The sequence below is a fragment of the Stenotrophomonas sp. 86156_Sma genome, assembly GCF_056481625.1.
This window is the reverse complement of record NZ_CM151157.1, coordinates 3,284,899-3,310,234: the sequence shown is the minus strand read 5'-3', so window position 1 is coordinate 3,310,234 and position 25,336 is coordinate 3,284,899. Positions and strand designations below refer to the sequence as shown.

Sequence of the window (25,336 nt, the reverse complement as noted above, 5' to 3'; positions counted from 1 at the left end):
GCAAACCATTCGAAACGCCGAACGTCCGTATGTGGCGTGTAAATGACATGTAACGCGACGCTTCTACGATTCCGCCGCTGCTGCCCTTCGACGCCGCCCTTCGGCGTCCAGCGTGCCCAAGGAATCCGCCCCCATGCCGTCCCACGCTCCGCTCCGCCGCAATCTGCTGGCCCTGCTGGTCTGTGCTTCGCTGCCGTCGCTGGCTGCCGCTGAAATCGCCCCCGCAACCGACGCACAGTCGGCCACCACCCTCGATTCGGTCTCGGTGATCGGCCGCGGTGAAGCGCGCCAGGTGCAGCGCGTGACCGCCGAGGACATGAAGGTGCTGCCGCCGGGTGCCAATCCGCTGAAGCTGCTTGCAACCAAGCCGGGCGTGCATTTCGAATCGGCCGATGCCACCGGCGCCTACGAATGGTCCACCACCATCAGCCTGCGTGGCTTCAACCAGAACCGCCTGGGCTACACCCTTGATGGCATCCCGCTGGGCAACATGGCCTATGGCAACAGCAACGGCCTGCACATTAGCCGCGCGGTGATCAGCGAGAACCTGGGCGGTGCGGAGGTCTCCACCGGCATCGGCGCACTGGGTACACCGTCCACCAGCAACCTCGGCGGCGTGTTCCAGTTCTATTCGATCGATCCGTCCACCGAGTATGGGGTCGTGCTGGCACAGAGCTTTGGTAGTGACAGCGCACGCCGCAGCTATGCACGCCTCGATACCGGCGAGCACCAGGGCTTTGCCGCCTACCTGTCCGGCGTGTATTCGGAAGGTGACAAGTGGAAGGGCAAGGGCTCGCAGGAGCTGAAGCAGTTAAACGGCAAGGCCACCTACAACTTCGGAACGGACAGCAGGATCACCGCGCTGTTCAACGCCTCGCGCCGCGTCGAGGCCGATTACCAGGATCTGTCGCTGGAAATGATCGATCGCCTCGGCTGGGACTGGGACAACTACGCGCCGGACTGGGATCGCGCCGTCGCCGCCGCACGCGGCAAGTTCAGCGGCGGCGTCAACAGCCCGTGGGATGCGTACTACTCCGGCCACGGCCTGCGCAACGATGACCTGTCCAGCATTGCCGGCGATTTCGGCCTGAACGAGTCGATGCGCTTGAAGGTCAATGTCTACAACCACAGCAACCGTGGCCAGGGCCACTGGTTCAGCCCGTCCAATCCGTCCAACCCGGGCACCAGCCGCGAGATTCCGATCTCGATCCGCACCACCGAGTACGCGATCGACCGTACCGGCGTGACCTCGGCGTTCACCTGGAACGTCGGTGGCCACGAACTGGAAGCCGGCCTCTGGTACGAGGACAACGGCCACAGCGTGCAGCGCAACTTCTACTACATCGACGGCCCGATCACCGACGACTTCTTCCTGCGCAACCCGGACCAGCGCGTGTGGCACCAGCGCTACACCACCATCACCCGCCAGTTCTACGTGCAGGATCGCTTCCGCCTGTTCGATGACCGCCTGACCATCGACATCGGCGCGAAGTCGCCGCATACCCGCACCAGCGTGCGCACGCCGCTGGGCAGCTATGCCAACAACAGCAGCCTGACCTCGAAGAAGGGCCTGCTGCCGCAGGCCGGCTTCAACTTCAAGCTCAACGAAGGCAACGAGATCTTCGGTTCGTTCGCCAAGAACATCGCCGCCTATGCGCTGGGCGTGGGTAGCCCGTTCAATGTGCCGCAGGCCGCCTTCGATGCCAGCGCGAAGAACCTGAAGCCGGAACAGTCGCGCACCATCGAGCTGGGTTGGCGTGGCTACGGCCGCGGCTATGAAGCCTCGGTGGCGGTGTACGACGTCAAGTTCGACAACCGCCTGCTGGCCATCGCGCAGTGCGTGGGCATCCTCGGTTGCCCGGCACTGTTCTCCAACGTCGGTTCTGTGACCAGCCGCGGCGCCGAGGCGACCCTGCAGCTGAAGCCGATGCAGGACCTGACGTGGTCCAATGCGCTGTCCTGGAATGACAGCACCTACGACAACGACTACGTGAACAACGGCGTGGTGCCGACCCGCGGCAAGACGACCGTCGACACCCCGGAATGGATGTTCGCCAGCACCCTGGCGTGGACCCCGGGCCCCTGGGACCTGCGCCTGGCCGCCAACCATGTCGGCAAGCGCTACGTGACCTATACCAACGATGTGTCGGTGCCGAGCTACTGGCTGGTCAACGCCTCGGCGGCCTATGACTTCGGCAAGCTCGGCCCGGCGCAGAACCTGACCGTAGCGCTGAACCTGACCAACCTGACCGACAAGCGCTACCTGTCCTCGATCAACACCAATGGCACCTACGCCGCTGACCCGACCCGCAGCCTGGCGACCATGCAGGTCGGCGCGCCGCGCCAGGTGATGGCCACCGCTACCGTGCGCTTCTGATGCGCGGGCCTGTCGATCCGGAAAGCCGTCGTCGCCTGCTGCGCATGGCGTGGCAGGGTACGGGGGCGGCGATCGCGCTGGCGGCGATGCCGGGGTTGGCCACGGCCGGCCCACGGCCGCGGCTGGGGCGCGATCCGTTCACCCTCGGTGTCGCCGCCGGTGATCCGGATCCACAGGGGGCCGTATTGTGGACGCGGCTGGCACCGGACCCGCTCAATGGCGGCGGCATGCCGTCGCGGGCGGTGCCGGTGCGCTGGTTCGTGGCCGAGGACCCGGGCATGCGCCGGCTGGTGCAGCGGGGGACTGCGGCCGCGGTGCCCGAGCTGGCGCATTCGGTGCACGTGGAGGTCAACGGCCTGCGCCCAGGCCGCGACTACTACTACCGTTTCGCCTGCGACGGCGATGAGGAAAGCGCGGTCGGCCACTTCCGCACCGCGCCGCCGCTGGACACGCAACTGCAGCAGCTTCGGTTGGCCCTGTGCACCTGCCAGGCCTGGAACAGCGGCTACTACCCGGTCCTGCGCGATATCGCGCAGAGCGATGTCGACCTGGTGCTGCATGCCGGGGACTACCTGTACGAATACAGCCCGCTGCAGAACGCGCGTGGTCGTGCGCTGGATGCGCAACGCTTCAGTGGCGAGACCGTCAGCCTGGAGCGCTACCGTGACCAGTACGCGCTGTACAAGCTCGATCCGGATCTGCAGGCCGCGCATGCCGCACACGCGTTCGCGGTGATCTGGGACGACCATGAAGTACAGAATGATTACTCCGGCATCCACCCGGAAAAACCCGGCGTATCAACGGAGGACTTCATCATCCGCCGCGCCGCCGCCTACCGCGCGTTCTACGAGCATCTGCCGATGCGCAGCACACCTGCGGGCAACGGCGGCCTGCGCGTGCATCGGCGCCTGCGTTACGGCGATCTGGCACAGCTGACCCTGCTCGATTGCCGCCAGTTCCGCCCGGCCAATCCCTGTGGCGTGGGCGAGTCGCCACGCTGCGATGCTGCACTGGACCCGCGCGTGAGCATGCTCGGCACGGGCCAGGAGGCGTGGTTCGCGCAGTCGATGGCGGCCGCGCAGGGCACGCGCTGGAACGTGGTGGTGCAGCAGTTGCTGATGGCGCAGCTGCGGCTGGACGGTGGCACGCCACGCGAGCGCTTCTGGAATGACGCCTGGGATGGCTATCCTGCCGCACGTAACCGGCTGCTGCAGGCAATGCAGGCGGGCGGGCAGGGCAATGCCATCGTGTTGGGTGGCGACTGGCATTCCACCTTCGTCAACGATCTGAAGTTGGATTTTGACGCGGCCAGTGCGCCGGTCGTGGCCACCGAATTCATCGCTCCGGCGATCAGCAGTGGCGGCGACGACACGCCATACGGGCCGTACTACGGGCCGTCGATTCCGCAGAACCCGCATATCCGCTATTTCGACGGTGACCGCCGTGGCTGGTGGAAGCTGCAGCTGAACCGGCAGACCGTGGACGCTGAGCTGCGCTTCGCCGACAGCGTGCTGCGTGCGGACGCTGCGGTGCGCACCGCGGCGCGTTTCCAGGTGATCCACGGCCGCCCGGGCGCGGTCCCGGTGTAAATCCCTGCGGTAGTGCCGGCCGCTGGCCCGCAATCTCCTGAATCTCCGGTTTCCCCACAATCGGTTTCATCGCCCCCAGCCCGGGTTTCGTCGCAAACCGTTTGCGGGCGGCCAGGGCGGGGCGCCAAGGTGTCCGCAGGCGGCAGGGTGCCGCCACAAGGAGACCGTGATGAAGACCTTGTTCGCGCTCGGTGTGTGGTGCCTGCTGTTCGTGCTGTGCTGGCCGCTGGCGATCCTCGCCCTGATCGCTTGGCCGTTCGTGTGGCTGCTGAGCCTGCCGTTCCGCCTGGTCGGCATCACCTTCTCGGCCCTGTTCGCGTTCCTGCGCGCGCTGTTCATGCTGCCGGCGCGCCTGCTCGGTGGCCGAGCGGTGGCTGCATGAGGACGGTGCTGCTGATGGGTCTGGTCCTGCATGCGGGGCCGGTACTGGCCACACCTCCAGCGCCACCCTCGGTGTGGCTGGAACGCCAGCAGACCGCCGCGGCTGATGAGGCGAACGCTGCAGCGGTCTCTGTGCCGAAAGCCAAGGAGCGCTGCAGGGTCACGAAGGAATGGAAGGTCGGCGATACGGTTGTGCAGCACCGGGTCTGTGAGGATCCACCAAAGAAGCCGGCTGGAAAGGTGTAGCGCCGAGCCTGTGCTCGGCCCCACATCACGCGGCCTCTGCGCGTAGCGCCGCCTGCACAGCCGGTCGTGCGTTGATCCTGCGGGCATAGGCAGGCAGCGCCGGCCACGCCGCCAGATCGATGGAGAAGAAGCGGCACCAGCCCAGCACCGTGAAAAGATAGGCATCGGCGACGCTGAAGTCCGGTCCCATGAGGAAGTCCTGCGTTGCCAACGTCTCCTGCAGCAGGTCGAAACGCTTGAACAGCTTCTGCCGGAAGAAGGCCTTGGCCGCTTCCGGCAGATCCGCGTTGAACAGCGGCGCCGAGCCAGCGTGGATCTCGCTGGTCACGAAGTTCAGCCATTCCTGCAGTCGTACCCGCTCCCAGCTGCCGACCGGTGGGGCCAGCGCGCATCCGGGTTTCAGGTCGGCCAGGTACTGGACGATGGCCGGGCCTTCGGTCAGCACCTGCCCGTCATCCAGTTCCAGCGCCGCGACATAGCCTTTGCGGTTGATGGTGCGGAAATCGCGGCCATCGGCGGTCTGTTTGCTGGCGTTGTCGACCTTGACCAGCTCGAAGGGGAGGCCAAGTTCACGTAGCACGATATGGGGCGACAGCGAGCAGGTGTAGGGCGCGTAGTACAGCTTCATGGAGGGTCTCGAGGGAGAAAGGACGGCCGGGTCAGCCGGTGCGAGGCAGTCTGCTGTGCGAGCGGCATCCGGTAAAATCAATCTTCGATTTTTCTCCCATAAGCTGGGCTACTGCCTGTCATGATGAATCTTGCCCACTGGCGCTTGCTGGTTGCGGTGGCCGACGAGGGAACCATCTCGCGCGGCGCTGACCGGGTCGGCATCAGCCAGTCCGGTGCCAGCCAGGCCCTGGCCCAGCTGGAGTCCTCATTGGGGTTTGCGGTGTTCGTGCGCGAGCGGCGCCAGGTCGAGATCACTGCGCTCGGGCAGCGGGTGATCGAACACGCGCGCATCATGCTGGGCGGCCTGCAGGCGATCCGCGCGCTGGCCGATGACAGCCAGGGGTTCAGTGGTGCACGCATCCGCCTGGCGACCTTCCCGTCACTCGTTTCCAGCGTGCTGCCAGCGCTGCTGCGGGATTTCCAGCGCCGCCACCCGGGCATCGAGGTGGTGATCGTGGAGGGTACGGACGAGGAGGTCGAGCGCTGGCTCGAATCGGGCACGGTCGACGCCGGGGTGGTGATGAACCCCGCTGCAGATCGCGCCCCGTTGATGCTGGGCAGCGACGGGTGGATGGCGGTGCTTGCGCAGGCGCATCCGCTGGGGCGTCGCGCCACCGAAAGCGGGGTGGCCTTGAGCGAGCTGGCGGGCGAACCCTTCATCCTCGCAACAGGGGGCTGCGCGGTGAACGGTCAGCGCCTGATGGCGGACGCTGGCCTACAGCTGAGCGACGTACGGGTGACCGTGCGCGACTGGGCCAGCGCGTGCGTGCTGGCGCGCGAGGGACTGGGCGTCTCGCTGGTACCGGAATCGACATTGCCGGACGATCTCCACGGCCTGCGCGTGCTGCCGGTGAAGCCGGCCATCCGTCGATTGTTTGGCCTGGTCTGTTCGCCGGCGGGTTGCGCATCGCGTGCAACGCAGGTCTTCATGCGGGAGCTGGCCACGGCCGTTGCGGGCAGTGCGTCCGGATCAGCGTGAACCGGCTACCGGCGGGGAGCCGGAGCGTGCGGACGTCAATCTGCCCGGCAGGGGTGCGGGCAACAAAAAACCCCGCCGAGGCGGGGTTTTTTGTCTGCAGGCGCGTGCCGACCAACGGTCGGCACCCACCTGGATGCAGATCAGTTCGCCTTGTGGATGGCGCGCTTGCTGACCGCCATTGCTGCGTCGTGGATCACTTCCGACAGCGACGGGTGAGCGTGGCAGATGCGGGCCAGGTCATCGGCCGAGCCGCTGAACTCCATGGTCAGCACGCCTTCGTGCACCAGCTCGGAGACGTTGGCGCCGACCAGGTGCATGCCGAGGATGCGGTCGGTTTCGGCATGGGCCAGGATCTTCACGAAGCCTGCCGGCTCGATCATCGCCACGGCACGGCCGTTGGCGGCGAACGGGAAGCTGCCGGCCTTGTACGGAATGCCTTCGGCCTTCAGCTGGGCTTCGGTCTTGCCGACCCAGGCCAGTTCCGGCTCGGTGTAGATGACCCACGGGATGGTGTCGAAGTTGACGTGGCCCGGCAGGCCGGCGATCAGCTCAGCCACCGCGATGCCTTCCTCGAAGCCCTTGTGTGCCAGCATCGGGCCGCGCACGCAGTCGCCGACCGCCCACACGCCGTTGACGCCGGTGTGGCAGTGCGCGTCGACTTCGATCTGGCCGCGCTCGTTGATCTTGACGCCGGTGCCTTCGGCCAGCAGGCCCTTGGTGGCGGCGCGACGGCCAACGGCCACCAGCAGCTTGTCCACGGTCAGGGTCTTTTCGCCTTCGCTGTCGGTGTAGGTGACAACGACTTCCTTCTTCTTGCCCCTGCCGGTGATCTCGGTCTTGGAGACCTTGGCACCGAGGCGGATATCCAGGCCCTGCTTCTTGAATTCCTTGGCAGCGGTCTTGGCCACTTCGGCGTCGGCCACGGCCAGGAACTCCGGCAGTGCTTCCAGGATGGTGACTTCAGCGCCCAGGCGCTTCCACACGCTGCCCAGTTCCAGGCCGATCACGCCGGCGCCGATCACGGCCAGGCGGTTCGGCACTTCGGTGAAGTCCAGGCCGCCGACGTTGTCGACGATGGTCTCGCCGTCGAACTTGGCGAACGGCAGTTCGATCGAATCCGAACCGGCGGCGATGATGACGTTGGTGCCCTTCAGCTCGACGATGGAACCGTCATGCTGGGTGACCTTGACCACGTTGCCCGGCTGCAGTTCGCCGAAGCCGTAGTAGGCGGCGACCTTGTTGGCCTTGAACAGCATGCCGATGCCGCCGGTGAACTGCTTGACGATCTTGTCCTTGCGGCCAACCATCGCCTCGACGTCGATCTTGGCATCCTTGAAGCTGATGCCGTGGTCGCCAAAGATGTGGCCCATGTTCCAGAACTGGCGCGAGGAATCCAGCAGCGCCTTGGACGGGATGCAGCCCACGCGCAGGCAGGTGCCGCCCAGCGCCGGCTTGCCGTCCTTGCCCAGCGCTGCGTCGATGCAGGCGGTCTTCAGGCCCAGCTGGGCCGCGCGGATGGCAGCGTGGTAACCGGCCGGGCCGGCACCGATGACGACGACGTCGAATTGTTCAGCCATTGAATTATTCCTTGATGCATTACCAGAACCCCTCCGCGCAGGCGCGGAGGGGCGGGAGGTGTCTTACAGGCCGAACAGCATGCGGCCCGGGTTTTCCAGCTGGTTCTTGATGTCCACCAGGAACTGCACCGAGTCCTTGCCGTCGATGATGCGGTGGTCGTACGACAGCGCCAGGTACATCATCGGCGCGATCACGACCTGGCCGTTCTGGGCGATCGGACGCTCCTTGATGGCATGCATGCCCAGGATGGCGCTCTGCGGCGGGTTGATGATCGGGGTCGACAGCAGCGAACCGAAGGTGCCGCCGTTGGTCACGGTGAAGGTGCCGCCCTGCAGTTCTTCCAGGCTCAGCTTGCCGTCACGCGCCTTCTTGGCGTAGTCGGCGATGGTCTTCTCGATGTCGGCGAACGACATGCGCTCGACGTTGCGCAGCACCGGCGTGACCAGGCCCTTCTCGGTCGACACGGCGATCGAGATGTCCGAGTAGCCGTGGTAGATGATGTCGTCGCCGTCGATCGAGGCGTTGACCAGCGGGAAGCGCTGCAGGGCATTGGCAGCGGCCTTCACGAAGAAGCTCATGAAGCCCAGCTTGATGCCGTGTGCCTTGACGAACTCGTCCTGCAGTTCCTTGCGCGCAGCCGAGACCTTGGACAGGTCGACTTCGTTGAAGGTGGTCAGCATGGCGGTGGAGTTCTTCGACTCCATCAGGCGCTCGGCGATGCGCTTGCGGATGCGGGTCATCGGCACGCGCTCTTCCGGACGTGCGCCACCGGCCTTGCCGGCGCCGCCGTTGCGGGCGAAGTTGACGATGTCTTCCTTGGTCACTGCGCCGCGACGGCCGGTGCCGTCGACGTCGGCCGGGTTCACGCCTTCGGTGATGGCGGTGAAGCGGGCGCCCGGCGGCAGGGTGTCGGCGGCCGACTTGGCAGCCGGGGCCGGAGCAGCAGCGGCGGCCGGAGCGGCAGCGGCCGGAGCGGCCTCGGCCTTCTTCTCTTCAGCGGCCGGAGCCGGGGCAGCAGCCACGGCGCCTTCCTCGATGATCGCCACGACCTGGCTGGAGGTCACGGTCGAACCTTCGGCGAACTTGATTTCCTTGAGCACGCCGTCGACCGGCGACGGCACTTCCAGGACGACCTTGTCGGTTTCCAGGTCAAGCAGGTTTTCGTCGCGCTTGACGGCGTCGCCCACCTTCTTGTGCCAGGTGGCGATGGTGCCGTCGGCGACGGATTCGGGCAGTACCGGGGCTTTGACTTCGGTGGCCATTGCGGGAGCTTCCTGGTTTGTCTTCTAAATAGGGGGAGGATTATTCAGCGAACGTGTCGTTGAACGGGTTGACCAGTGCATCGGCGACCAGCTGCTGCTGTTCGCGGACGTGGTCAGCCATGTGACCGGCAGCCGGCGAAGCCGAACGTGCGCGACCGGCGTAGTGCAGGTTCTGGCCATCGGCCAGGCAGAACTGCAGGTGGTGGCGGATCTGGTACCACGCACCCTGGTTCTGCGGTTCTTCCTGCGTCCACACCACGTCGGTGGCCTTGCCGTACTTCTTCAGTTCGGCAGCCAGCAGCGCACGCGGGAACGGGTACAGCTGCTCCACGCGGATGATCGCCACGTCGTCCTGGCCACGCTTGGTCTGGTCTTCCAGCAGGTCGTAGTAGACCTTGCCCGAGCACAGCACCACGCGCTTGACCTTCTTGGCGTCCGCGTTGGCGTCGCCGATCAGGTGCTGGAACTCGCCGTTGGCCAGTTCGTCCAGGGTCGACACGGCCAGCTTGTGGCGCAGCAGCGACTTCGGCGACATCACCACCAGCGGCTTGCGGGTGGTCAGGTGCTGCTGGCGACGCAGCATGTGGAAGGCCTGCGCCGGGGTCGACGGCACCACCACCAGCATGTTCTCCAGTGCGCACAGCTGCAGGAAGCGCTCCAGGCGCGCCGAGCTGTGTTCCGGGCCTTGCCCTTCATAGCCATGCGGCAGCAGCAGGGTCAGGCCGGAGATGCGGCCCCACTTGGCTTCACCGGCGGCGATGAACTGGTCGATGACGACCTGGGCACCGTTGGCGAAGTCGCCGAACTGGCCTTCCCAGATGCACAGCGTGTTCGGATCGGTGGTGGAGAAGCCGTACTCGTAGGCCATCACCGCTTCTTCGCTCAGCAGCGAATCGATGACGGTGGCCTTCTCCGGCGAATCCACCAGCTGCCGCAGCGGCATGTAGTAGTTGTCGGTCTTCTGGTCGTGCAGGATCGCGTGGCGGTGCGTGAACGTACCGCGACCCACGTCCTGGCCGACCAGGCGCAGGGCACTGCCTTCGTCGAGCAGGGTGGCGTAGGCCAGGTTTTCGGCAAAGCCCCAGTCGCCCGGGATCTCGCCAGCGGCCATCTTGCGGCGGTCGTCGTAGACCTTGGCCACGCGCGAGTGCAGCTGCACTTCGTCCGGAATGGTGTTGATCAGCTTGGCCAGTTCGACCAGCTTGTTCTTCTCGACCTTGGTCGAGATCGGGTCGGACAGCTTGCCTTCCAGCAGCTTCGGCCAATCGACGAACAGCGGGCTGGTCGGCGGGGTCTTCTCGACCCTGGCCAGCTCGGTGGTCACTTCACCGGCGTCCAGCTTCTCGCGGTAGGCATCGACCATCGCCTTGCCGGCACCGGCGGCGATCACGCCCGCCTTTTCCAGCTGCTCGGCGTACATCTCGCGGGTGGTGGCGTGCTTGCGGATCACCTGGTACATCAGCGGCTGGGTGATCGCCGGTTCGTCGGCCTCGTTGTGGCCCCAGCGGCGGTAGCACATCAGGTCGATGACCACGTCCTTGGCGAACTTCTGGCGGAACTCGAAGGCCAGCTGCGCGGCGAACACAACGGCTTCCGGATCATCGCCGTTCACGTGCAGCACCGGGGCGGCGATCATCTTCGCCACGTCGGTGGCATAGCGCGTGGAACGCGTATCCAGCGGGTTGGAGGTGGTGAAGCCGACCTGGTTGTTGACCACGATGTGCACGGTGCCGCCGACGGCGAAGCCGCGGGCCTGCGACATCTGGAACAGTTCCATGACCACGCCCTGGCCGGAGAAGGCCGCGTCGCCGTGGATCAGGATGGGCATGACCTGCTTGCGCGCGGTGTCCTTGCGGCGCTCCTGGCGCGAACGCACGGAACCGGCCACGACCGGGTCGGCGATTTCCAGGTGCGACGGGTTGAACGCCAGCGCCAGGTGCACCGGGCCGCCATCGGTGGCGACGTCGGCGGAGAAGCCCATGTGGTACTTCACGTCACCGGCCGAGGCGTGCTCGTCGTGCTCGAACTTGCCTTCGAATTCGTCGAACAGCTTGCGTGGGTTCTTGCCCAGGGTGTTGACCAGCACGTTCAGGCGGCCGCGGTGGGCCATGCCGATCACCACGTCCTTGACGCCATCCTTGCCGGCGCTGCGGATGATGGTGTCCATCATCGGGATCAGCGAGTCGCCGCCTTCCAGCGAGAAGCGCTTCTGGCCGACGTACTTGGTGTGCAGGTAGCGCTCCAGGCCTTCAGCCGCGGTCAGGCGCTCCAGGGTGCGGCGCTGGGTATCAGCGTCCAGCTGGTAGTTGCCACCGGCCAGTTCCAGCTTCTTGTAGATCCACTGGCGCTGCTCGACCTCGGAGATGTGCATGAACTCCGCACCGATCGAGCCGGTGTAGGTCGCCTTCAGGCGTGCCAGCAGGTCGCGCAGCTTCATGCGCGGCTGGCCACCGACGCCGCCGGTGCTGAACTCGCTGTTGAGGTCGCCATCGGACAGGCTGTGGAACGGCAGGCCCAGGTCCGGGGTGTTGACCGGTGCGGCCAGGCCCAGCGGATCGAGGCGGGCGTCCAGGTGGCCGCGCGAACGGTAGGCGGTGATCAGACGACCGACATTGCGCTCGCGCTCGTCGCCTGCACCGTTACCGGTACCGGCCTTCAGCGCATCCTTGGCCGCGTCCGCAATGTGGGAGATGACGGCCGAGTGCGGAATGTCACCTGCTTCACGGCCCTTGAAGCCGTCGAAGTAGGTTTTCCATTTGGGATCGACACTATCCGGGGAGACCAGGTACTGCTCGTACAGGTCCTCGACATAGGAGGCGTTGCCGCCGGCGAGTTGCGAAGATTGCGCAAACTGCTTCAGTTGATTGTCCACGATGGAGGGTGTTGATTCGCTTTGTGGGGTATGGCTTCAGAAGGACCCGGCAGGAAGATGAATAGCCCTGCGCGGGCGCGTTCAAACAGCCAAATTGTACCCCCAACCGGACACGAAGGGGCAGCACCAGAGGTATCGCGCGTCCCCCGGTGCCGGTTCCAGACAGGTTGAGTCAGCCCGCTCCGCTCAGATGCCGAGCGCGCGCAGTTCGCTGCAATCACGCGAACGGTCCCAGACGCGCTGCAATTGCTGCTCGAACGGCTGCGAACGTGCCGGCAGCGCGATGCCGGCTTCGCCGTCGAGGCGATGGCCGATCAGACGAAAGTAGAAGTCGCCCGCATCGTTGAGCAGACAGGCCGAGGCCAGCGCACGGTCGACCGGGTCGGTGACCTCGCGGAACTGGATCACGCTGGGCAGGCGCTGGGCCAGCGCCAGCAGCGGCGCCCCGCTAGAGGCGATCGCGGCGGCGTCGTGCACGATCACCCGCAGCTGCTTGTCGTGGCGGGCGGTGACGAAGCGGCGCAGGGCGGCCTGTACCGGGGGCGCGTCGAGCAGCCCGGGGTCCAGCTGGCGGCTGTGCAGCCACAGCTGGCGACGGGCGCGGTGGATGATGGCCGTGGTGATGGCCACCGCCTCGGAGCGGCTGTCGATGGCGCTGGCCGTGCCCAGCCGGCGGCGCATCTGCTGGTGGCCGATGCCGGCCTCCTCGAACACCTCGCCTTCGGGCAGGAAACCCTGGCGGGCATAGAAGTCACGGGCGGGCAGCTGGGCATGCAGATACAGCTCGGCCAGGCCGAGCCGGCGCCCGGCCTCCACCAGTGCTTCCAGCAGGGCCTCGCCGACCCCGCGGCTGCGATGGCTGGCCAGCACCGCCATGCGGCCGATGCGGCCATCCGGGGCCAGCCGGCCCGTGCCGACCGGCTGGTTGTCACTGTCCAGCGCCAGCACATGGGCACTGACCGGGTCCAGCGCATCGCGTTCCAGCTCGGCGGCGATGCCCTGTTCCTGCACGAACACGCGTTGGCGTACCTCGTGGATGGCTGCGTGGGCATCGGCGTGGCTGACCTGCTGGACCCGGATCATGGCGATGGCTCAGGCCCGGCCGGCGCTGTCGTCTTCCTCGTCGTCCTCGAAGTTGACGATGACCTCGATGCCGTCGTCGTGTACGGTCACGGAGTGGACATCGTCGGACACCGCGTCGGCGTCGATCGCATCCACGCGGTCGCGGCCTTCGACGACCTCGCCGAGCACCACGGCATCCTCGCCGTCGTCCTCGTCTTCGGCCTCGTATACCTCATTCGGGTCGATCAGCTGGAACACCCCGCCGACCAGCAGCTGCTGGACCACGGCACGGCCCTTGTCGGACAGGCCGCGATAAGCGGCGGCGTCCAGCTGTTCGGTGCCAGCCAGGCGCTGCGCGTCCTTCACCGGCAGCGCGAAGTCCTGGCCGCTGACATACAGGCTGGCGCCACGCTTGGCCCGGCGCCAGGCCAGCCGGGCCCACGGGTGGCGCTGCAGCAGCAGGCCCGATGCCAGGGCCTGGACCACTTCTTCCTGTGCCGGTGCGGCCTGGTGGGCCATCACTTCGCCGGCCGCGCGGTAGGTGGTGATGAAGCGGCCGAACCAGTCGCCCAGCTTGTCCGGGTCGTTCATGCGGATGGCGTTGAGCGCGGTGATCACCCGCGCCATCGCCACCGTGTCGATTTCGTTCGGGTCGGCCGGCACCTTCAGGTCGGCATCCTGGTAGCGGATGTTCTCGTCGGCATCGGCGATCAGGGTGTCCAGGTAGTCGCTGATCAGCTCGGCCGAAGACGGCGCGCGCATGCCGAACGAGAATGTCAGGCAGGGATCTTCGGCGACGCCGTGGTGCGGCACGTTCGGCGGCAGGTACAGCATGTCGCCCGGCGCCAGCACCCAGTCGTGGGTCGGCTTGAACACCTTCAGCAGCTTCAGCTCCACGTCGGGGCGGAAGCCCAGCGGCGGCTGCTTGCCCTTGATCGATTCGCTGGCATCGATCTGCCAGCGGCGATGGCCATGGGCCTGCAGCAGGAACACGTCGTACTGGTCGACGTGGGCGCCGACCGAGCCGCCGGTGGCGGCGAAGCTGATCATCACGTCATCCATGCGCCAACGCGGCAGGAAGCTGAAGTGCTCGATCAGGGCGCGTACGTCCGGGTCCCACTTGTCCACGTCCTGTACCAGCAGGGTCCAGTCGTGGTCGGGCAGGGCGGGGAACACGTCTTCCTGGAATGGACCGGTGCGCACGCGCCAGCCGTCCTGGGTCTTGTCGTGCTCGATCAGGCGTGCCAGCACGCCTTCCTCGCAGGCCAGCCCGGCCAGGTCTTCCGGCTGCACCGGGGTCTGGAAGTTGGGGAAGGCGTTGCGGATCAGCAGCGGGCGTTTCTGCCAGAAGTCGCGCAGGAAGGTGGCCGGCGCCATGCCCAGCGGCTGGCCGGGGCGGGCGGTGACTTCGATGAGGGGGGCGGAGGACTTGCGGGCAGCCATGGGGGAATCCTTGCAGCGGAAAGCGGGAGGGGCGGCGCGGCGGGCCGCCTGAGATCTCCATTGTCCGCCGTTCGCCGGGATTGCGCACGTGCGCGGGTTTGTCGCGGGGTGTCCGGCCAACGGCGGAGCCCCTCGTGGCGGGGTGGTTCAGAATCAAAAGCCGCGCTTGGCCGGGCGGGTGGGCCATGCAGGGGACGCTGCAAGTACGTCCTTGTAAGCTCGATGGCGCCATCCATGGCGCCAACGCCCCTGCATGGCCCACCCGCCCGGCCCCTGACAGTTTCCTGCGCGGCCCGCCACGGAATGGAAGAAGAAGATCAAAGGCAAAAGCGGGTCGCGCGCTGCGCTTGCTCATGCCAAAACAACAGAGGGACGCGGCGAAGCCGCGTCCCTCTTTCAAATTCCGTCCCGACAACCCAATGCTCTTCGATCCGTCACCGGGAATCTGTCAGAGGTGGGGCGGGTTGGGTTCGCGGGACCGTTGGCGCCATGGATGGCGCCATCGAGCCCCCAAGGTGAAGTGACCCCCGGGAGTTGGACACCAGATCCAACCCCGAGGGATACATGAACAAATACGACGCGCGTTTCAAACTGCAGGTCGCCAAAGAGGCCTGCAAGACCTCCACATCGGTCAAAGCCATTGCCCGTCGCCACGGCCTGGAGTTCTCCACGGTCAGGCGCTGGGTGGCGACCTATCGGCTGCATGGCTGGCGGGGATTTCATCGCCAGGCCCGGTCCTATGACCTCCCGTTCAAGCTGGCTGTCCTGGAGAAAATGAGCCAGGACGGCATGTCCGGGCGGGAGGCCACCACCTACTTTCAAATTGGCGATGCCGGCGCGGTGGGGCGATGGCGGCGCCTGTATGCTCAAGGCGGTGCCCAAGCGTTGGCACCCCCTCCGCCGCCGCCCCGAAAGCCGATGAAAAAGACCCGTTCGTCCAAGCCACCTGAAGATATGAGCCGCGATGAGCTGCTCAAGGAAGTCGCCTATCTGCGTGCGGAGACCGACTACCTAAAAAAACTCGATGCCTTGATCCGGGAAGAGCAGGCGGCGCAGGACGCAAAGCGCAAGCCGTCCAAGGATTGAGGCAGGTTCATACGCTGTCGCTTCTGCTCGAAGCAGCTGAGCTGTCACGCAGTACGTTCTATTACCAGAACCATGTCCTGGCCCATCCGGATCAGGATGAGGCAGCCCTGTGCGAGCGCATCCGTGCAATCTACGATCAAAGCCAAGGGCGCTATGGCTATCGCACGGTGACGCTGGAATTGGCCAATCAGGGCCATCGGACCAATCACAAGCGGGTTCAGCGCCTGATGGGGGAGATGGGGCTGAAATCGCGGGTGCGTGTGAAGCGCTACCAGGCCTTCAAGGGGGCGGCCAATGTTGTGGTTGGCAATGACCTCAATCGCCAGTTCCATGCCGAGCGCCCCAACCAGAAATGGGTGACTGACGTGACCGAGTTCAAGGTGCAGGGCATGAAGCTGTACCTGTCGCCGATCATGGACCTCTACAACGGTGAAATCGTGGCTTATCAGATCAAGCGTCGGCCCGTATTTGATCTGGTGGGCCAAATGCTGGAGGAGGCCATCAAGAAGCTTTCCCCGGATGAGCGCCCGATGATCCACTCCGACCAGGGCTGGCAGTACCAGCATGAAAACTACCGGCATATGCTGGAAAAGCACTCGTTGAAGCAAAGCATGTCCCGGCGCGGCAACTGCCTGGACAATGCGGCGATGGAGAGCTTCTTTGGAACGCTGAAGTCGGAATTCTTCTACCTGAACAGCTTTGACAGCCTCGAGAGTCTGGAGGCTGGGCTGGTGGAATACATCCAGTACTACAACGAAGAACGCATCAAACTGAAACTGAAAGGTCTGAGCCCGATAAAGTACCGGGAGCAGGCCCAATCGGCCGCCTGACCCCGTCCAAGTCTCGGGGGTCACTTCAAGGACGGGTTCACGGCGTGTCCCGCGAATCCAACCCGTCCCGCCCAGCTAGCAGCAATCCAGAGCCGCTCTTGACGTTGCTGTTGCCGTTGCCGTTGCCGTTGCCGTTGCCGTAGAGCCTGCCGCAGGCAGCGCCCGCGGCCGCCGCCGCAAAGGAAACTCCTTAAATCTTCTTCGCCAGCGACTCGGCCAGGCCGGTGTAGCTACCCGGGGTCATCTCCAGCAGACGCTGTTTCGCATCCGCCGGCAGCTCCAGCCCCTGCACGAACGCGCGCATCGACTCGGCGGTGATGCCCTGGCCGCGGGTCAGCGCCTTCAGCTGCTCGTACGGGTTCGGCAGGCCATGGCGGCGCATCACCGTCTGCACGGCTTCGGCCAGCACTTCCCAGGCCGCGTCCAGATCGGCATCCAGGCGCTGCGGGTTCACTTCCAGCTTGCCCAGGCCCTTGGCCAGCGAATCCAGCGCCACCTGGCTGTGGCCGAACGCGGTGCCCAGCGCACGCAGCACGGTGGAGTCGGTCAGGTCACGCTGCCAGCGGCTGATCGGCAGCTTCGCGCTGAAGTGCTCGAACAGCGCGTTGGCAATGCCGAAGTTGCCTTCCGCATTCTCGAAGTCGATCGGGTTGACCTTGTGCGGCATCGTCGACGAGCCGACTTCGCCTTCCTTCAGGCGCTGCTTGAAGTAGCCCAGCGAAACATAGCCCCAGATGTCACGGGCCAGGTCGATCAGGATGATGTTGGCGCGGCGTGCGGCATCACCGATCTCGGCGATGTTGTCGTGCGGTTCGATCTGCGTGGTGTACGGGTTGAACACCAGGCCCAGGCCGGTCACGAAGCGCTCGGCGAAGGCCGGCCAGTCCACGTCCGGGTAGCTGGCGATGTGGGCGTTGTAGTTGCCCACCGCGCCATTGATCTTGCCGGTCAGTTCGACCGCGGCAATCTGCCTGCGCTGGCGTTCCAAGCGGGCGACCACGTTGGCCAGTTCCTTGCCCAGCGTGGTCGGCGAGGCGGTCTGGCCGTGGGTGCGCGACAGCATCGGCTGGCCGGCCTGGGCGTGGGCCAGGCTGCGCAGGGTGCCGGCGATGCCGTCCAGGGTCGGCAGCAGCACCTCGCGGCGGGCCTGTTCCAGCATCAGGCCGTAGCTGAGGTTGTTGATGTCTTCGCTGGTGCAGGCGAAATGCACGAATTCCAGCGCCGGGGCCAGCTCGGCGTCGTCCTTCAGCTGTTCCTTGATGAAGTACTCCACCGCCTTGACGTCATGGTTGGTGGTGCGTTCGATCTCCTTCACGCGCGCGGCCTGGACCGGGCTGAAGCTGGCGGCCAGGGCGCGCAGGCGAGCGACGGCGGCGTCGGAGAACGGGGCCAGTTCGACGATGCCCGGCTCGGCGGCCAGGGCCAGCAGCCACTCCACTTCGACCGTGATGCGGGCCTTGATCAGGCCGTACTCGGAGAAGATCGGGCGCAGGGCGTCGACCTTGCCGGCATAGCGGCCATCGAGCGGGGACAGGGCGAGCAGGGCGGAATCGGACATGTCGGCAGGGCTGGGGCGAGCGGCGGGGGCCATATTCTACGACGTGCCGGTGAGGTAGTGCCGGCCGCTGGCCGGCAACCACGCCCGGCCCACGATTCCATGGATTGCCGGCCAGCGGACGGCACTACCCCTTGCGCGTGCAGATCGGCCCTGCGGATGAAACGATCTGGCCCGCCCTCGTCATCCCACGCTGCGGGCAAGGGAGTATCGTTGGCGCAGCCGCCAGCCCGGGAAGCGACACCCTGCCAGCCGCCGCTTCCCTTTCCCCAACTGAAGTAGTGCGGAGTTGATGCAATGAGCAAAGCTGCAAGCAAGGGTTTCAGAATCGAACACGACAGCATGGGCGAGCTGCAGGTGCCTGCGGACGCCCTGTGGGGCGCCCAGACCCAGCGTGCCGTGCAGAACTTCCCGGTGTCGGGCCAGCGCATGCCGCGCGGTTTCATCCGTGCCCTGGGCCTGGTCAAGGGCGCCGCCGCGGGCGTCAACGCAGAACTGGGCCACCTGCCGAAGAACGTGGCCAAGGCCATCCAGACCGCTGCCGCCGAAGTGGCCGCCGGCAACTGGGACGCGCAGTTCCCGATCGATGTCTACCAGACGGGTTCTGGCACGTCGTCGAACATGAATGCCAATGAGGTCATCGCCACCCTGGCCAACCGTGCCGGCAAGGCGGGCAAGACCAGTGTGCACCCCAATGACCACGTCAACCAGGGCCAGAGCTCCAACGACGTGATTCCGACCGCGTTGCGGGTGTCGGCGGTGTTGGCGACGCATGAGCAGCTGCTGCCGGCGCTGGTGCACCTGCGCAAGACCCTGGACAAGAAGGGCCGCAGCCTGCGCAAGGTGGTCAAGACCGGCCGCACCCACCTGATGGATGCGATGCCGCTGACCTTCGAGCAGGAATTCGGCGCGTGGGCGGCGCAGCTGGCGTCGGCGCAGGAGCGTATCGAAGACAGTCTCAAGCGCGTGCGCCGGCTGCCGCTGGGTGGCACCGCCATCGGCACCGGCATCAATGCCGATCCGCGCTTCGGTGCACAGGTGGCCAAGGCACTGAAGCAGCAGACCGGTTTCAAGTTCGACAGTGCCGAGAACAAGTTCGAAGGCCTGGCCGCACAGGACGACGCGGTGGAGCTTTCCGGTCAGCTCAATGCGCTGGCGGTGGCGCTGATCAAGATCGCCAACGACCTGCGTTGGATGAACGCCGGTCCGCTGGCCGGGCTGGGCGAGATCGAACTGCCGGCGCTGCAGCCGGGCAGCTCGATCATGCCGGGCAAGGTCAACCCGGTGATTCCGGAAGCGACGGTGATGGCCTGTGCACAGGTGATCGGTCACCACACTGCGATCACCGTGGCCGGGCAGACCGGCAACTTCCAGCTCAACGTCACCCTGCCGCTGATCGCAGTGAACCTGCTCGATGGCATCGGCCTGCTGGCCAACGTGTCCACCCTGCTGGCCGACAGTGCGATTGCCGGGCTGAAGGTGCGCGAGGACCGCGTTGCCGAGGCGCTGGCGCGCAACCCGATCCTGGTTACCGCCCTCAACCCGATCATCGGCTACGAGAAGGCTGCGGCGATTGCCAAGCGTGCATACAAGGAACAGCGCCCGGTGCTGGATGTGGCGCTGGAGGACAGTGGACTGGAGGAGGCCGAGCTGCGTCGCCTGCTGGACCCGACCGCGCTGACCGCCGGTGGCATCCAGGCCGGTGGCGGCGGCGCCGGCGGTTGATCGGCCGGTTGTAGAGTCGAGCCATGCTCGACTGTTGTTCCGGAGTCGAGCATGGCTCGACTCTACAGAAAGCAGAAACGCCGCCCTTTGGGCGGCGTTTTTTTTCAGCGACGGTCGGCGACGATGTTGCCGAAGGTGTCGGTGTAATCCTTGAACTCCGGGATGCGCTGGATCAGGTCCGCCGGAATCACGTCCATGCCCTCCGGCGGTTGGATCTTCACCGGCTGCATGTTGGGATCGGCCGGTGCGGCCACCAGGGTGTTCTGGCGCAGCACCTGCAGTTTGCCGAACATGGTCTGCAGCATCTGTTTCTGCCCGTCGTCCAGCGGAATCTGGATCTCGTCCATCTTCATCGTGCCGTCGGCGAGGATGATGATGTTCGGCGCGGGCGGGCGACGCACGGTGACCATGCCTTCGCTGACGGAAATCTTGGGCTTGCCACGCTCGGCGCGGTGGTTGCGGTACTCCTGGTCACAGCCGGCCAGGCCGAGGCAGAGCAGGGCGGTCAACAGCAGAAACAGCTTCTTCATGACATTCGGTTCGGGGGCGTCCGGGGCCGCCATTGTAAGCCGGGCGGCGCACTACGGCCGGCAGCCAGACGCCGCTGCCGGCCGGGTGCGCTGATCTGTCACAGGCCTAGCGCTGGACCACGGTGTCCTTGCCGCAGTCGTCCACGTCGCCCTGGTCCATGGTCGCGTAGGGCTTGAATGCCGGCAGTTCACGTGCGAGCGCCTGCTGGCTGGCCAGCATCGCCGGAAGGCGGTCGCAGATGCGCTTGGCCTGGGCTTCGATCTTCTCGGCTTCGGCATTGATGCGCTTTTCGACACCTTCGCTGTCGCCACTGAAAATGCCCTTCAGCGCTTCGCCGGCAGCACTGGCACCCAGTTTGGCGCCGGCCAGGCCGACATCCATGCCGTCCATCGCGATGGCGACCACGTGGCCGCGGTAGTCCTGCAGATGACGGCGCTGGATATCGTTGGCGGCGATCTCCTTGCCCGCGATCAGCAGGCGGCCATCCGGCGTGATCTCCGCACGCGGCTGCTTGTCCGCCGAGATCTTGATGTTGCCCTGGGCGATATCCTTGCGGGCATCGTCCATGGCGTTCCTGACGGTCTCGCCGACGCCGCCTGTGGCTTCGGCCACACTCTTGCCAACGGTCTTGTCGGGTGCTGACGACGTGCCGCCGCAGGCGATCAGCGGCAGGGACAGCAGCACAGTGGGCAACAGGCGCAACAGGTTCATGGTGTTCCCCTGGTAGTGTCTGGAAGAGGGTTTACTTGCTGCGCGGCAGAGTGACCCGGCCGCTGACGTTGCGATGATCGACGTCACCGCTGCCGCTGTGGTCGACGGTCAGGGTGCCGCGCACGCCGTCGACGTTGATGTCGCCCGAGCCGTGGCTGCGGACATGCACATTGCCGCCGATGTCGGCCAGATCGACCCCGCCGGAGCCGACCACGCCCACTTCAACGCTGCCCTGCACGCGCTTGAACTCGATATCACCCGAGCCCACGGTATCCAGCCGCGCGTTGCCACGCACATCGCTGATCTTCAGGTCACCGGAGCCGACGGTACCGGTGCTGGCATCGCCGCTGATGTTGCGTACGGTGACGTCGCCGGAACCCAGCGACAGCAGATTCAGGGAGCTGCCGCCATCGATGTTGAGGTCGCCCGAACCCACTGCAGCGTGGATGCTGCCGCGGGTACCGCGGACCACGGCATCACCGGAACCCACGTCCACGCTCAGCGACTGTGCGTTCTCCACGCTGGCATCGCCCGAGCCGATCTTGAACTGCAGCGGCATGTTGTCCGGCACGCTGCCACGGATATCCAGCCAGGCGTAGCTGTTGCCCAGGCTGATGCCGCTTTGGCGGCCGTCGCGGCGCAGGCTCACCACCAGCTTGTCGCCGACCTTGCGCTGCTCCAGCACCAGCTGGTCCAGCCATTCCTGGCTGGACGCGCAGGCGCGGCCGTCCAGCTGGCCGCCGCCAGCGCTGGCGACCACCTTCAGGTCATGCTGATTGACCTCGAACACCACCGTCCTGGCACCAGCCACGTCCAGCTTCAGTGCGCGGGCGGCAGTGAACTTGCAGTTCGGAGCATCGGCGGCCAGCGCCGACAACGGCAACAGCAACAACGCAGAACAGGCGAGCAAAGAACGCATGGGTGGTGCCTCCGGATGGATGGGATCAGATCTCGCCGGCGCGCTTGCGCAGGCGGATGGCAAGGAAGATGAACACTGCACCGACGACGGCGCCGATCCACAGCTCCGGCATCGCCAGCGACTTCAGCTGCGAGGCGGGGGACATCAGGCTGACGACCGAGTCCAGATCGCGGCGCGATGCTTCGTCGGCGCCGAGGCGATACAGCAGGTCCATGCCGGGCACGCCGCCCAGCAGCAGGCGGCCGACGATGTTCTGCCAGAACCAGCCGGTGGTCAGGCCGAACAGCGGCATCATCTTGGTGGAGCTGACAATGATGCCGGCAAACAGCGGCAACATTACCGCCCACAGGAACGGCTTGCTCCTGGCCCATGCCGAGCACAGCAGCAGCCAGCCGGCGGTGGGCAGGGCCCACAGGGCATAGACCGGAATCCAGGCCAGGTGTCCAGCGGCCAGGGTCAGCGGGCTGGCCGGGCCCCAGATCAGGGTCATCGGGCTGCCACCGTGCAGCAGCGCGACGGCACTGATGATCAGCATGAAGCCGAACATGGTGAGGATGCCGGCGATGACCGCGAACAACGGTGCCACGATCAGTGCGCTGATCACCTTGGACAGCACGGTCTGCGTGTCCGACAGCGGCAACGACTTCCAGAACAGGATGCTGCGGTCACGGCGATCGTCGTAGAGGGCGCCCAGGCAGTAGAAGAACACGACGAAGGCCAGCACCACGAACGGCCAGCTTGAACTGAGTACCAGAGTCAGGTCCAGGCCGTTGCCAAGATCAGCAAGGTCCTTGGCACTGATGTTACGGGTGAGCAGGGCCAGGTTCAGGCCGTTGATGTTCACGTTCTCGCCATCGATGTGCAGGCCGCCGTCGCGTGCTGCACGGTTCAGCGCGAACAGGCCGAAGGCAATGCCGGCGATGCTCATCACCAGTGAGATCAGGCCCGCGATCAACGGGGCATACAGGAAGCCGCCGCGGTTCTCCCAGTACTCGCGCTTGAGCAGCCAGCGCAGGGTGCCGATCGGGCTGATGGGGTGGTTGACGGCATTCATGCGTAGGTCCCCTTCATGATGGCGACGAACAGGTCGGCCAGGCCCGGGATGCGGGTCTCGCCGAGAGAGGAAAGCTGGGTGCGCGGCACGCCATCGAACAGCATCACCGTCTTGCCGAACGCCAGGCTGCGCTCGTCGATCGGCTTCAGGGCGCGCGCGGTGTCCAGCTGGTCGGCATTGACCAGCAGCTCGGTATAGCGCTGGCCGACGTCGTCCATTTCCGCGTCGAGCACGATGCGGCCATCGCGGATGAACATCACGTCGCTGAGGATGTGCTCGATCTCCTCCACCTGGTGGGTGGTGACGATGATGGTTTTCTGTTCGTCGAAGTAGTCTTCCAGCAGGCGCTGGTAGAACTCCTTGCGGTACAGGATGTCCAGGCCGAGGGTCGGCTCGTCCAGCACCAGGATGCGGGCATCGATGGCCATCACCAGCGCCAGGTGCAGCTGCACGATCATGCCCTTGGACAGCTCGCGCACGCGCTGCTTCGGCTGCAGCTTGGTGTTGGCCAGGAAGCGCTCGCAGCGGGCGCGGTCGAAGCGCGGGTGGACGCCGGCCACGAAATCGATCGCCTCGCGCACCTTCAGCCAGCGCGGCAGCACGGCGACGTCGGCGATGAAGCAGATGTCGTTCATCAGTTCGTCGCGGTGCAGTCGCGGGTCGCGGCCGAGCACGCTCAGTTCACCCTCCACCGACGTCAGCCCAAGAATGGCCTTCAGCGCGGTGGTCTTGCCGGCGCCATTGGGCCCGATCAGGCCGACGATGCGTCCGCTTGGAATGCTGAAACTGGCGTTGTCGAGGGCGACCGTGGTCTTGTAGGCCTTGCGCAGGCCTCGGGCGGTGATGACCGACTCACTTGCAGTGCTATTCATCAGACTTTCCCCTGGGGCAGCAATTCGTCGAGGCTCAGGCCCAGGCGCTGGATGCGCTCCAGAACCGCCGGCCATTCTTCGTTGAGGAAACGGTCGCGCTCGCTGCTGCGCAGCTGCGTGGCCGCCTGCTCGGTCATGAACATGCCCAGGCCGCGGCGCTTCTCGACCAGGCCTTCGTCGGCCAGCTCCTGGTAAGCGCGCGAAACGGTGATGGGGTTGAGCTGATAGTCGGCGGCCACCTGGCGCACCGAAGGCAGGGCATCGCCCGGCTTGAGGATTCCGTCGAGCATCATGGCGATCACGCGCTCCTTCAACTGACGGTAGATGGGAGCGCCGTCGCTCCACTGGATGTCGCTCATATTCAGCTCCGTGGGGTCAGCGGCTGGGCGAACGAGAAATACGGCATGGACAGCGCGCTGTGCAGCCGACGCGGGGAAGGGGGGAGGAGGATGGGGCGTTCCCTGCGGGGGAGAGAGTCGCGTCCTGCGCACTTTCAGCAGCGGCGGAAACAGGGGCGGTGGGCGTGGCCCACCAGGCCAGCACGAGCAGGGTCGAAATAGCGACGGCCGCGGGTGCGGTGAGGTTGCGACGGATCCGGACGTTCATGGCTTCCCCCTGTCTCAGGTGACTGGTGTTGTATGCAACTATAACACCGGCACGCCTACGTGCAACCCCTTGCCGTCCCCAACTGATGGCAGGGGTGGTCAGATTGCTGAAACATCCCTTTAGTCGATTGATTTAAAAGGGAAATGAATCTTCTGCAGGGGGCTTTTCGGGGCGGCCTTCCATTCAGTGATGTCCATGCTATGTCATCACTGCGCCTTCGATGGCGCCCGGGCAGCACATTCGCCACGCCGCGCAAAGCCCGGGGTGGACCTGTGCCATCAGGGGCTGCAGAGCCCGGTGCTATAGTTCGGCCGATTCCCGGCCAGCACTGGCCGGGCCTTGTGAATGGCTACCGCGGACCGCCTCTGATGCCCCTGCCGACCGTTTCCCCGTGCCGCCTGCGCGGCCTGTCCCTGCTGGCCCTGATGGTGGCCGGCGCCGCCGGTTCCGCCAGTGCGCTGGCGGCCGACCTGCTCGATCTGGAATACCGGCCGTTGGCCAGCAAGCAGCAGGTGAATCTGCAGCAGCGCTATCACGGGCAGGTGCTGCTGGTGGTCAACACCGCCAGCAAGTGTGGCTACACGCCGCAGTACGAAGGGCTGGAGGCGCTGCAGAAGCGCTATGCAGGCCGCGGTTTTGCGGTGCTGGGCTTTCCTTCCAATGACTTCAAGGGCCAGGAACCGGGTGACGAGAAGCAGATCCAGGACTTCTGCACCCTGACCTACGGCGTCAAGTTCCCGATGTTCGAGAAGGTGCATGTGGTCGGCACGCAGGCCACGCCGCTGTACCAGCGGTTGACCGCAGCGACCGGCGTTGCGCCGGCCTGGAACTTCCACAAGTACCTCGTGGGCCGCGATGGCAAGGTCATTGCCCAGTTCGCCAGCAAGGTGACGCCGGACGATCCGCAGCTGACCGCGGCCATCGACAAGGCGCTGGCGGCAGCTGCCACGCATTGATATCCAGCACGCATGCCTCGACATCGACGGCAT

The 25,336-nt window shown here is 65.8% G+C and carries 21 protein-coding genes; 8 read left to right on the top strand and 13 right to left on the bottom strand.

Annotated elements, in window-relative coordinates; genetic code table 11:
- Window positions 1-133: 133 nt before the first annotated feature.
- From ACZK33_RS15345 to ACZK33_RS15330, 4 genes are all read left to right on the top strand, one after another.
- Entirely contained in the window at window positions 134-2,377 is a 2,244-nt protein-coding gene (locus ACZK33_RS15345; protein ID WP_423175629.1) for a TonB-dependent receptor family protein, read from the top strand.
- A complete protein-coding gene (locus ACZK33_RS15340) occupies window positions 2,377-3,966 on the top strand; it encodes an alkaline phosphatase D family protein (RefSeq protein WP_423175631.1) in 1,590 nt (529 codons plus the stop codon). Before ACZK33_RS15345 ends, ACZK33_RS15340 begins: the two co-directional genes overlap by 1 nt.
- A 169-nt stretch (window positions 3,967-4,135) precedes the next feature.
- Window positions 4,136-4,348 (top strand): hypothetical protein, encoded by a 213-nt coding sequence (locus ACZK33_RS15335; RefSeq protein WP_010486834.1) that lies wholly within the window; start codon window positions 4,136-4,138, stop codon window positions 4,346-4,348.
- Complete coding sequence (locus tag ACZK33_RS15330) at window positions 4,345-4,593, top strand: hypothetical protein (protein WP_423175633.1); 249 nt, start codon at window positions 4,345-4,347, stop codon at window positions 4,591-4,593. Before ACZK33_RS15335 ends, ACZK33_RS15330 begins: the two co-directional genes overlap by 4 nt.
- 25 nt (window positions 4,594-4,618) lie before the next feature.
- Here the strand turns inward: ACZK33_RS15330 and gstA are convergent, their stop codons facing one another.
- Entirely contained in the window at window positions 4,619-5,221 is a 603-nt protein-coding gene (gene gstA / locus ACZK33_RS15325) for a glutathione transferase GstA (protein WP_164162682.1), read from the bottom strand.
- A gap of 120 nt (window positions 5,222-5,341) precedes the next feature.
- Between gstA and ACZK33_RS15320 the strand changes: the two genes are divergently transcribed.
- Window positions 5,342-6,241, top strand: a complete 900-nt coding sequence (locus ACZK33_RS15320) for a LysR family transcriptional regulator (protein WP_032129629.1) — start codon at window positions 5,342-5,344, stop codon at window positions 6,239-6,241.
- Window positions 6,242-6,381: 140 nt separating this feature from the next.
- Here the strand turns inward: ACZK33_RS15320 and lpdA are convergent, their stop codons facing one another.
- The 5 genes from lpdA to ACZK33_RS15295 form a co-directional block, all read right to left on the bottom strand.
- On the bottom strand, window positions 6,382-7,818 hold the full coding sequence (gene lpdA, locus ACZK33_RS15315; RefSeq protein WP_182266398.1) for a dihydrolipoyl dehydrogenase: 1,437 nt from the start codon (window positions 7,816-7,818) through the stop codon (window positions 6,382-6,384).
- Window positions 7,819-7,881: 63 nt separating this feature from the next.
- The gene (gene sucB / locus ACZK33_RS15310; protein ID WP_032129627.1) at window positions 7,882-9,081 is read right to left on the bottom strand and encodes a dihydrolipoyllysine-residue succinyltransferase; all 1,200 of its coding nucleotides are present in this window, start codon (window positions 9,079-9,081) and stop codon (window positions 7,882-7,884) included.
- A gap of 40 nt (window positions 9,082-9,121) precedes the next feature.
- Entirely contained in the window at window positions 9,122-11,953 is a 2,832-nt protein-coding gene (locus ACZK33_RS15305; RefSeq protein ID WP_369352617.1) for a 2-oxoglutarate dehydrogenase E1 component, read from the bottom strand.
- Between the two features lie 186 nt (window positions 11,954-12,139).
- Complete coding sequence (locus ACZK33_RS15300) at window positions 12,140-13,036, bottom strand: GNAT family N-acetyltransferase (RefSeq protein ID WP_423175636.1); 897 nt, start codon at window positions 13,034-13,036, stop codon at window positions 12,140-12,142.
- A 9-nt stretch (window positions 13,037-13,045) separates the two neighbouring features.
- Window positions 13,046-14,458, bottom strand: coding sequence for a ribosomal protein uL16 3-hydroxylase (locus tag ACZK33_RS15295; protein WP_032129624.1), 1,413 nt, complete (start codon window positions 14,456-14,458; stop codon window positions 13,046-13,048).
- A gap of 564 nt (window positions 14,459-15,022) precedes the next feature.
- Here ACZK33_RS15295 and ACZK33_RS15290 point away from each other — a divergent pair.
- A protein-coding gene (locus tag ACZK33_RS15290) for an IS3-like element ISStma2 family transposase (protein ID WP_423174462.1) occupies window positions 15,023-16,374 on the top strand; the annotation gives its coding sequence in 2 pieces (ribosomal slippage) (window positions 15,023-15,470 and window positions 15,470-16,374; 1,353 coding nt in all).
- A 190-nt stretch (window positions 16,375-16,564) separates the two neighbouring features.
- Here ACZK33_RS15290 and purB read toward each other — a convergent pair.
- Window positions 16,565-17,932, bottom strand: a complete 1,368-nt coding sequence (purB, locus tag ACZK33_RS15285) for an adenylosuccinate lyase (RefSeq protein WP_423174804.1) — start codon at window positions 17,930-17,932, stop codon at window positions 16,565-16,567.
- A 294-nt stretch (window positions 17,933-18,226) separates the two neighbouring features.
- On the opposite strand from purB, the gene ACZK33_RS15280 reads away from it, so the two are divergent.
- The gene (locus ACZK33_RS15280; RefSeq protein WP_049422057.1) at window positions 18,227-19,654 is read left to right on the top strand and encodes a class II fumarate hydratase; all 1,428 of its coding nucleotides are present in this window, start codon (window positions 18,227-18,229) and stop codon (window positions 19,652-19,654) included.
- 104 nt (window positions 19,655-19,758) lie between these two features.
- Here the strand turns inward: ACZK33_RS15280 and ACZK33_RS15275 are convergent, their stop codons facing one another.
- The 6 genes from ACZK33_RS15275 to ACZK33_RS15250 form a co-directional block, all read right to left on the bottom strand.
- On the bottom strand, window positions 19,759-20,184 hold the full coding sequence (locus ACZK33_RS15275) for a hypothetical protein (RefSeq protein ID WP_125892130.1): 426 nt from the start codon (window positions 20,182-20,184) through the stop codon (window positions 19,759-19,761).
- Window positions 20,185-20,290: 106 nt separating this feature from the next.
- A complete protein-coding gene (locus tag ACZK33_RS15270) occupies window positions 20,291-20,896 on the bottom strand; it encodes a YggN family protein (RefSeq protein ID WP_189720891.1) in 606 nt (201 codons plus the stop codon).
- Between the two features lie 31 nt (window positions 20,897-20,927).
- Window positions 20,928-21,815: a DUF4097 family beta strand repeat-containing protein gene (locus ACZK33_RS15265; protein ID WP_032130457.1), complete on the bottom strand. Its 888-nt coding sequence runs from the start codon at window positions 21,813-21,815 to the stop codon at window positions 20,928-20,930.
- 25 nt (window positions 21,816-21,840) lie between these two features.
- Window positions 21,841-22,869, bottom strand: coding sequence for an ABC-2 transporter permease (locus tag ACZK33_RS15260; protein WP_423174805.1), 1,029 nt, complete (start codon window positions 22,867-22,869; stop codon window positions 21,841-21,843).
- On the bottom strand, window positions 22,866-23,741 hold the full coding sequence (locus ACZK33_RS15255) for an ABC transporter ATP-binding protein (protein ID WP_032130455.1): 876 nt from the start codon (window positions 23,739-23,741) through the stop codon (window positions 22,866-22,868). The genes ACZK33_RS15260 and ACZK33_RS15255 overlap by 4 nt, the downstream gene beginning before the upstream one ends.
- Complete coding sequence (locus ACZK33_RS15250) at window positions 23,741-24,100, bottom strand: GntR family transcriptional regulator (RefSeq protein ID WP_006453095.1); 360 nt, start codon at window positions 24,098-24,100, stop codon at window positions 23,741-23,743. The genes ACZK33_RS15255 and ACZK33_RS15250 overlap by 1 nt, the downstream gene beginning before the upstream one ends.
- Window positions 24,101-24,715: 615 nt before the next feature.
- Between ACZK33_RS15250 and ACZK33_RS15245 the strand changes: the two genes are divergently transcribed.
- Window positions 24,716-25,303 (top strand): glutathione peroxidase, encoded by a 588-nt coding sequence (locus ACZK33_RS15245; protein ID WP_019337359.1) that lies wholly within the window; start codon window positions 24,716-24,718, stop codon window positions 25,301-25,303.
- Window positions 25,304-25,336: the final 33 nt, after the last annotated feature.

Coding starts and splice junctions, on each gene's coding strand:
- ACZK33_RS15340 (WP_423175631.1), top strand. CDS start 2,377: ATGCGCGGGCCTGTCGATCCGGAAAGCCGTCGTCGCCTGCTGCGCATG.
- ACZK33_RS15250 (WP_006453095.1), bottom strand. CDS start 24,100: ATGAGCGACATCCAGTGGAGCGACGGCGCTCCCATCTACCGTCAGTTG.
- sucB (WP_032129627.1), bottom strand. CDS start 9,081: ATGGCCACCGAAGTCAAAGCCCCGGTACTGCCCGAATCCGTCGCCGAC.
- ACZK33_RS15265 (WP_032130457.1), bottom strand. CDS start 21,815: ATGCGTTCTTTGCTCGCCTGTTCTGCGTTGTTGCTGTTGCCGTTGTCG.
- ACZK33_RS15275 (WP_125892130.1), bottom strand. CDS start 20,184: ATGAAGAAGCTGTTTCTGCTGTTGACCGCCCTGCTCTGCCTCGGCCTG.
- ACZK33_RS15280 (WP_049422057.1), top strand. CDS start 18,227: ATGAGCAAAGCTGCAAGCAAGGGTTTCAGAATCGAACACGACAGCATG.
- ACZK33_RS15335 (WP_010486834.1), top strand. CDS start 4,136: ATGAAGACCTTGTTCGCGCTCGGTGTGTGGTGCCTGCTGTTCGTGCTG.
- ACZK33_RS15320 (WP_032129629.1), top strand. CDS start 5,342: ATGATGAATCTTGCCCACTGGCGCTTGCTGGTTGCGGTGGCCGACGAG.
- purB (WP_423174804.1), bottom strand. CDS start 17,932: ATGTCCGATTCCGCCCTGCTCGCCCTGTCCCCGCTCGATGGCCGCTAT.
- ACZK33_RS15255 (WP_032130455.1), bottom strand. CDS start 23,741: ATGAATAGCACTGCAAGTGAGTCGGTCATCACCGCCCGAGGCCTGCGC.
- ACZK33_RS15260 (WP_423174805.1), bottom strand. CDS start 22,869: ATGAATGCCGTCAACCACCCCATCAGCCCGATCGGCACCCTGCGCTGG.
- ACZK33_RS15295 (WP_032129624.1), bottom strand. CDS start 14,458: ATGGCTGCCCGCAAGTCCTCCGCCCCCCTCATCGAAGTCACCGCCCGC.
- ACZK33_RS15345 (WP_423175629.1), top strand. CDS start 134: ATGCCGTCCCACGCTCCGCTCCGCCGCAATCTGCTGGCCCTGCTGGTC.
- ACZK33_RS15270 (WP_189720891.1), bottom strand. CDS start 20,896: ATGAACCTGTTGCGCCTGTTGCCCACTGTGCTGCTGTCCCTGCCGCTG.
- ACZK33_RS15300 (WP_423175636.1), bottom strand. CDS start 13,036: ATGATCCGGGTCCAGCAGGTCAGCCACGCCGATGCCCACGCAGCCATC.
- ACZK33_RS15245 (WP_019337359.1), top strand. CDS start 24,716: ATGCCCCTGCCGACCGTTTCCCCGTGCCGCCTGCGCGGCCTGTCCCTG.
- lpdA (WP_182266398.1), bottom strand. CDS start 7,818: ATGGCTGAACAATTCGACGTCGTCGTCATCGGTGCCGGCCCGGCCGGT.
- ACZK33_RS15330 (WP_423175633.1), top strand. CDS start 4,345: ATGAGGACGGTGCTGCTGATGGGTCTGGTCCTGCATGCGGGGCCGGTA.
- gstA (WP_164162682.1), bottom strand. CDS start 5,221: ATGAAGCTGTACTACGCGCCCTACACCTGCTCGCTGTCGCCCCATATC.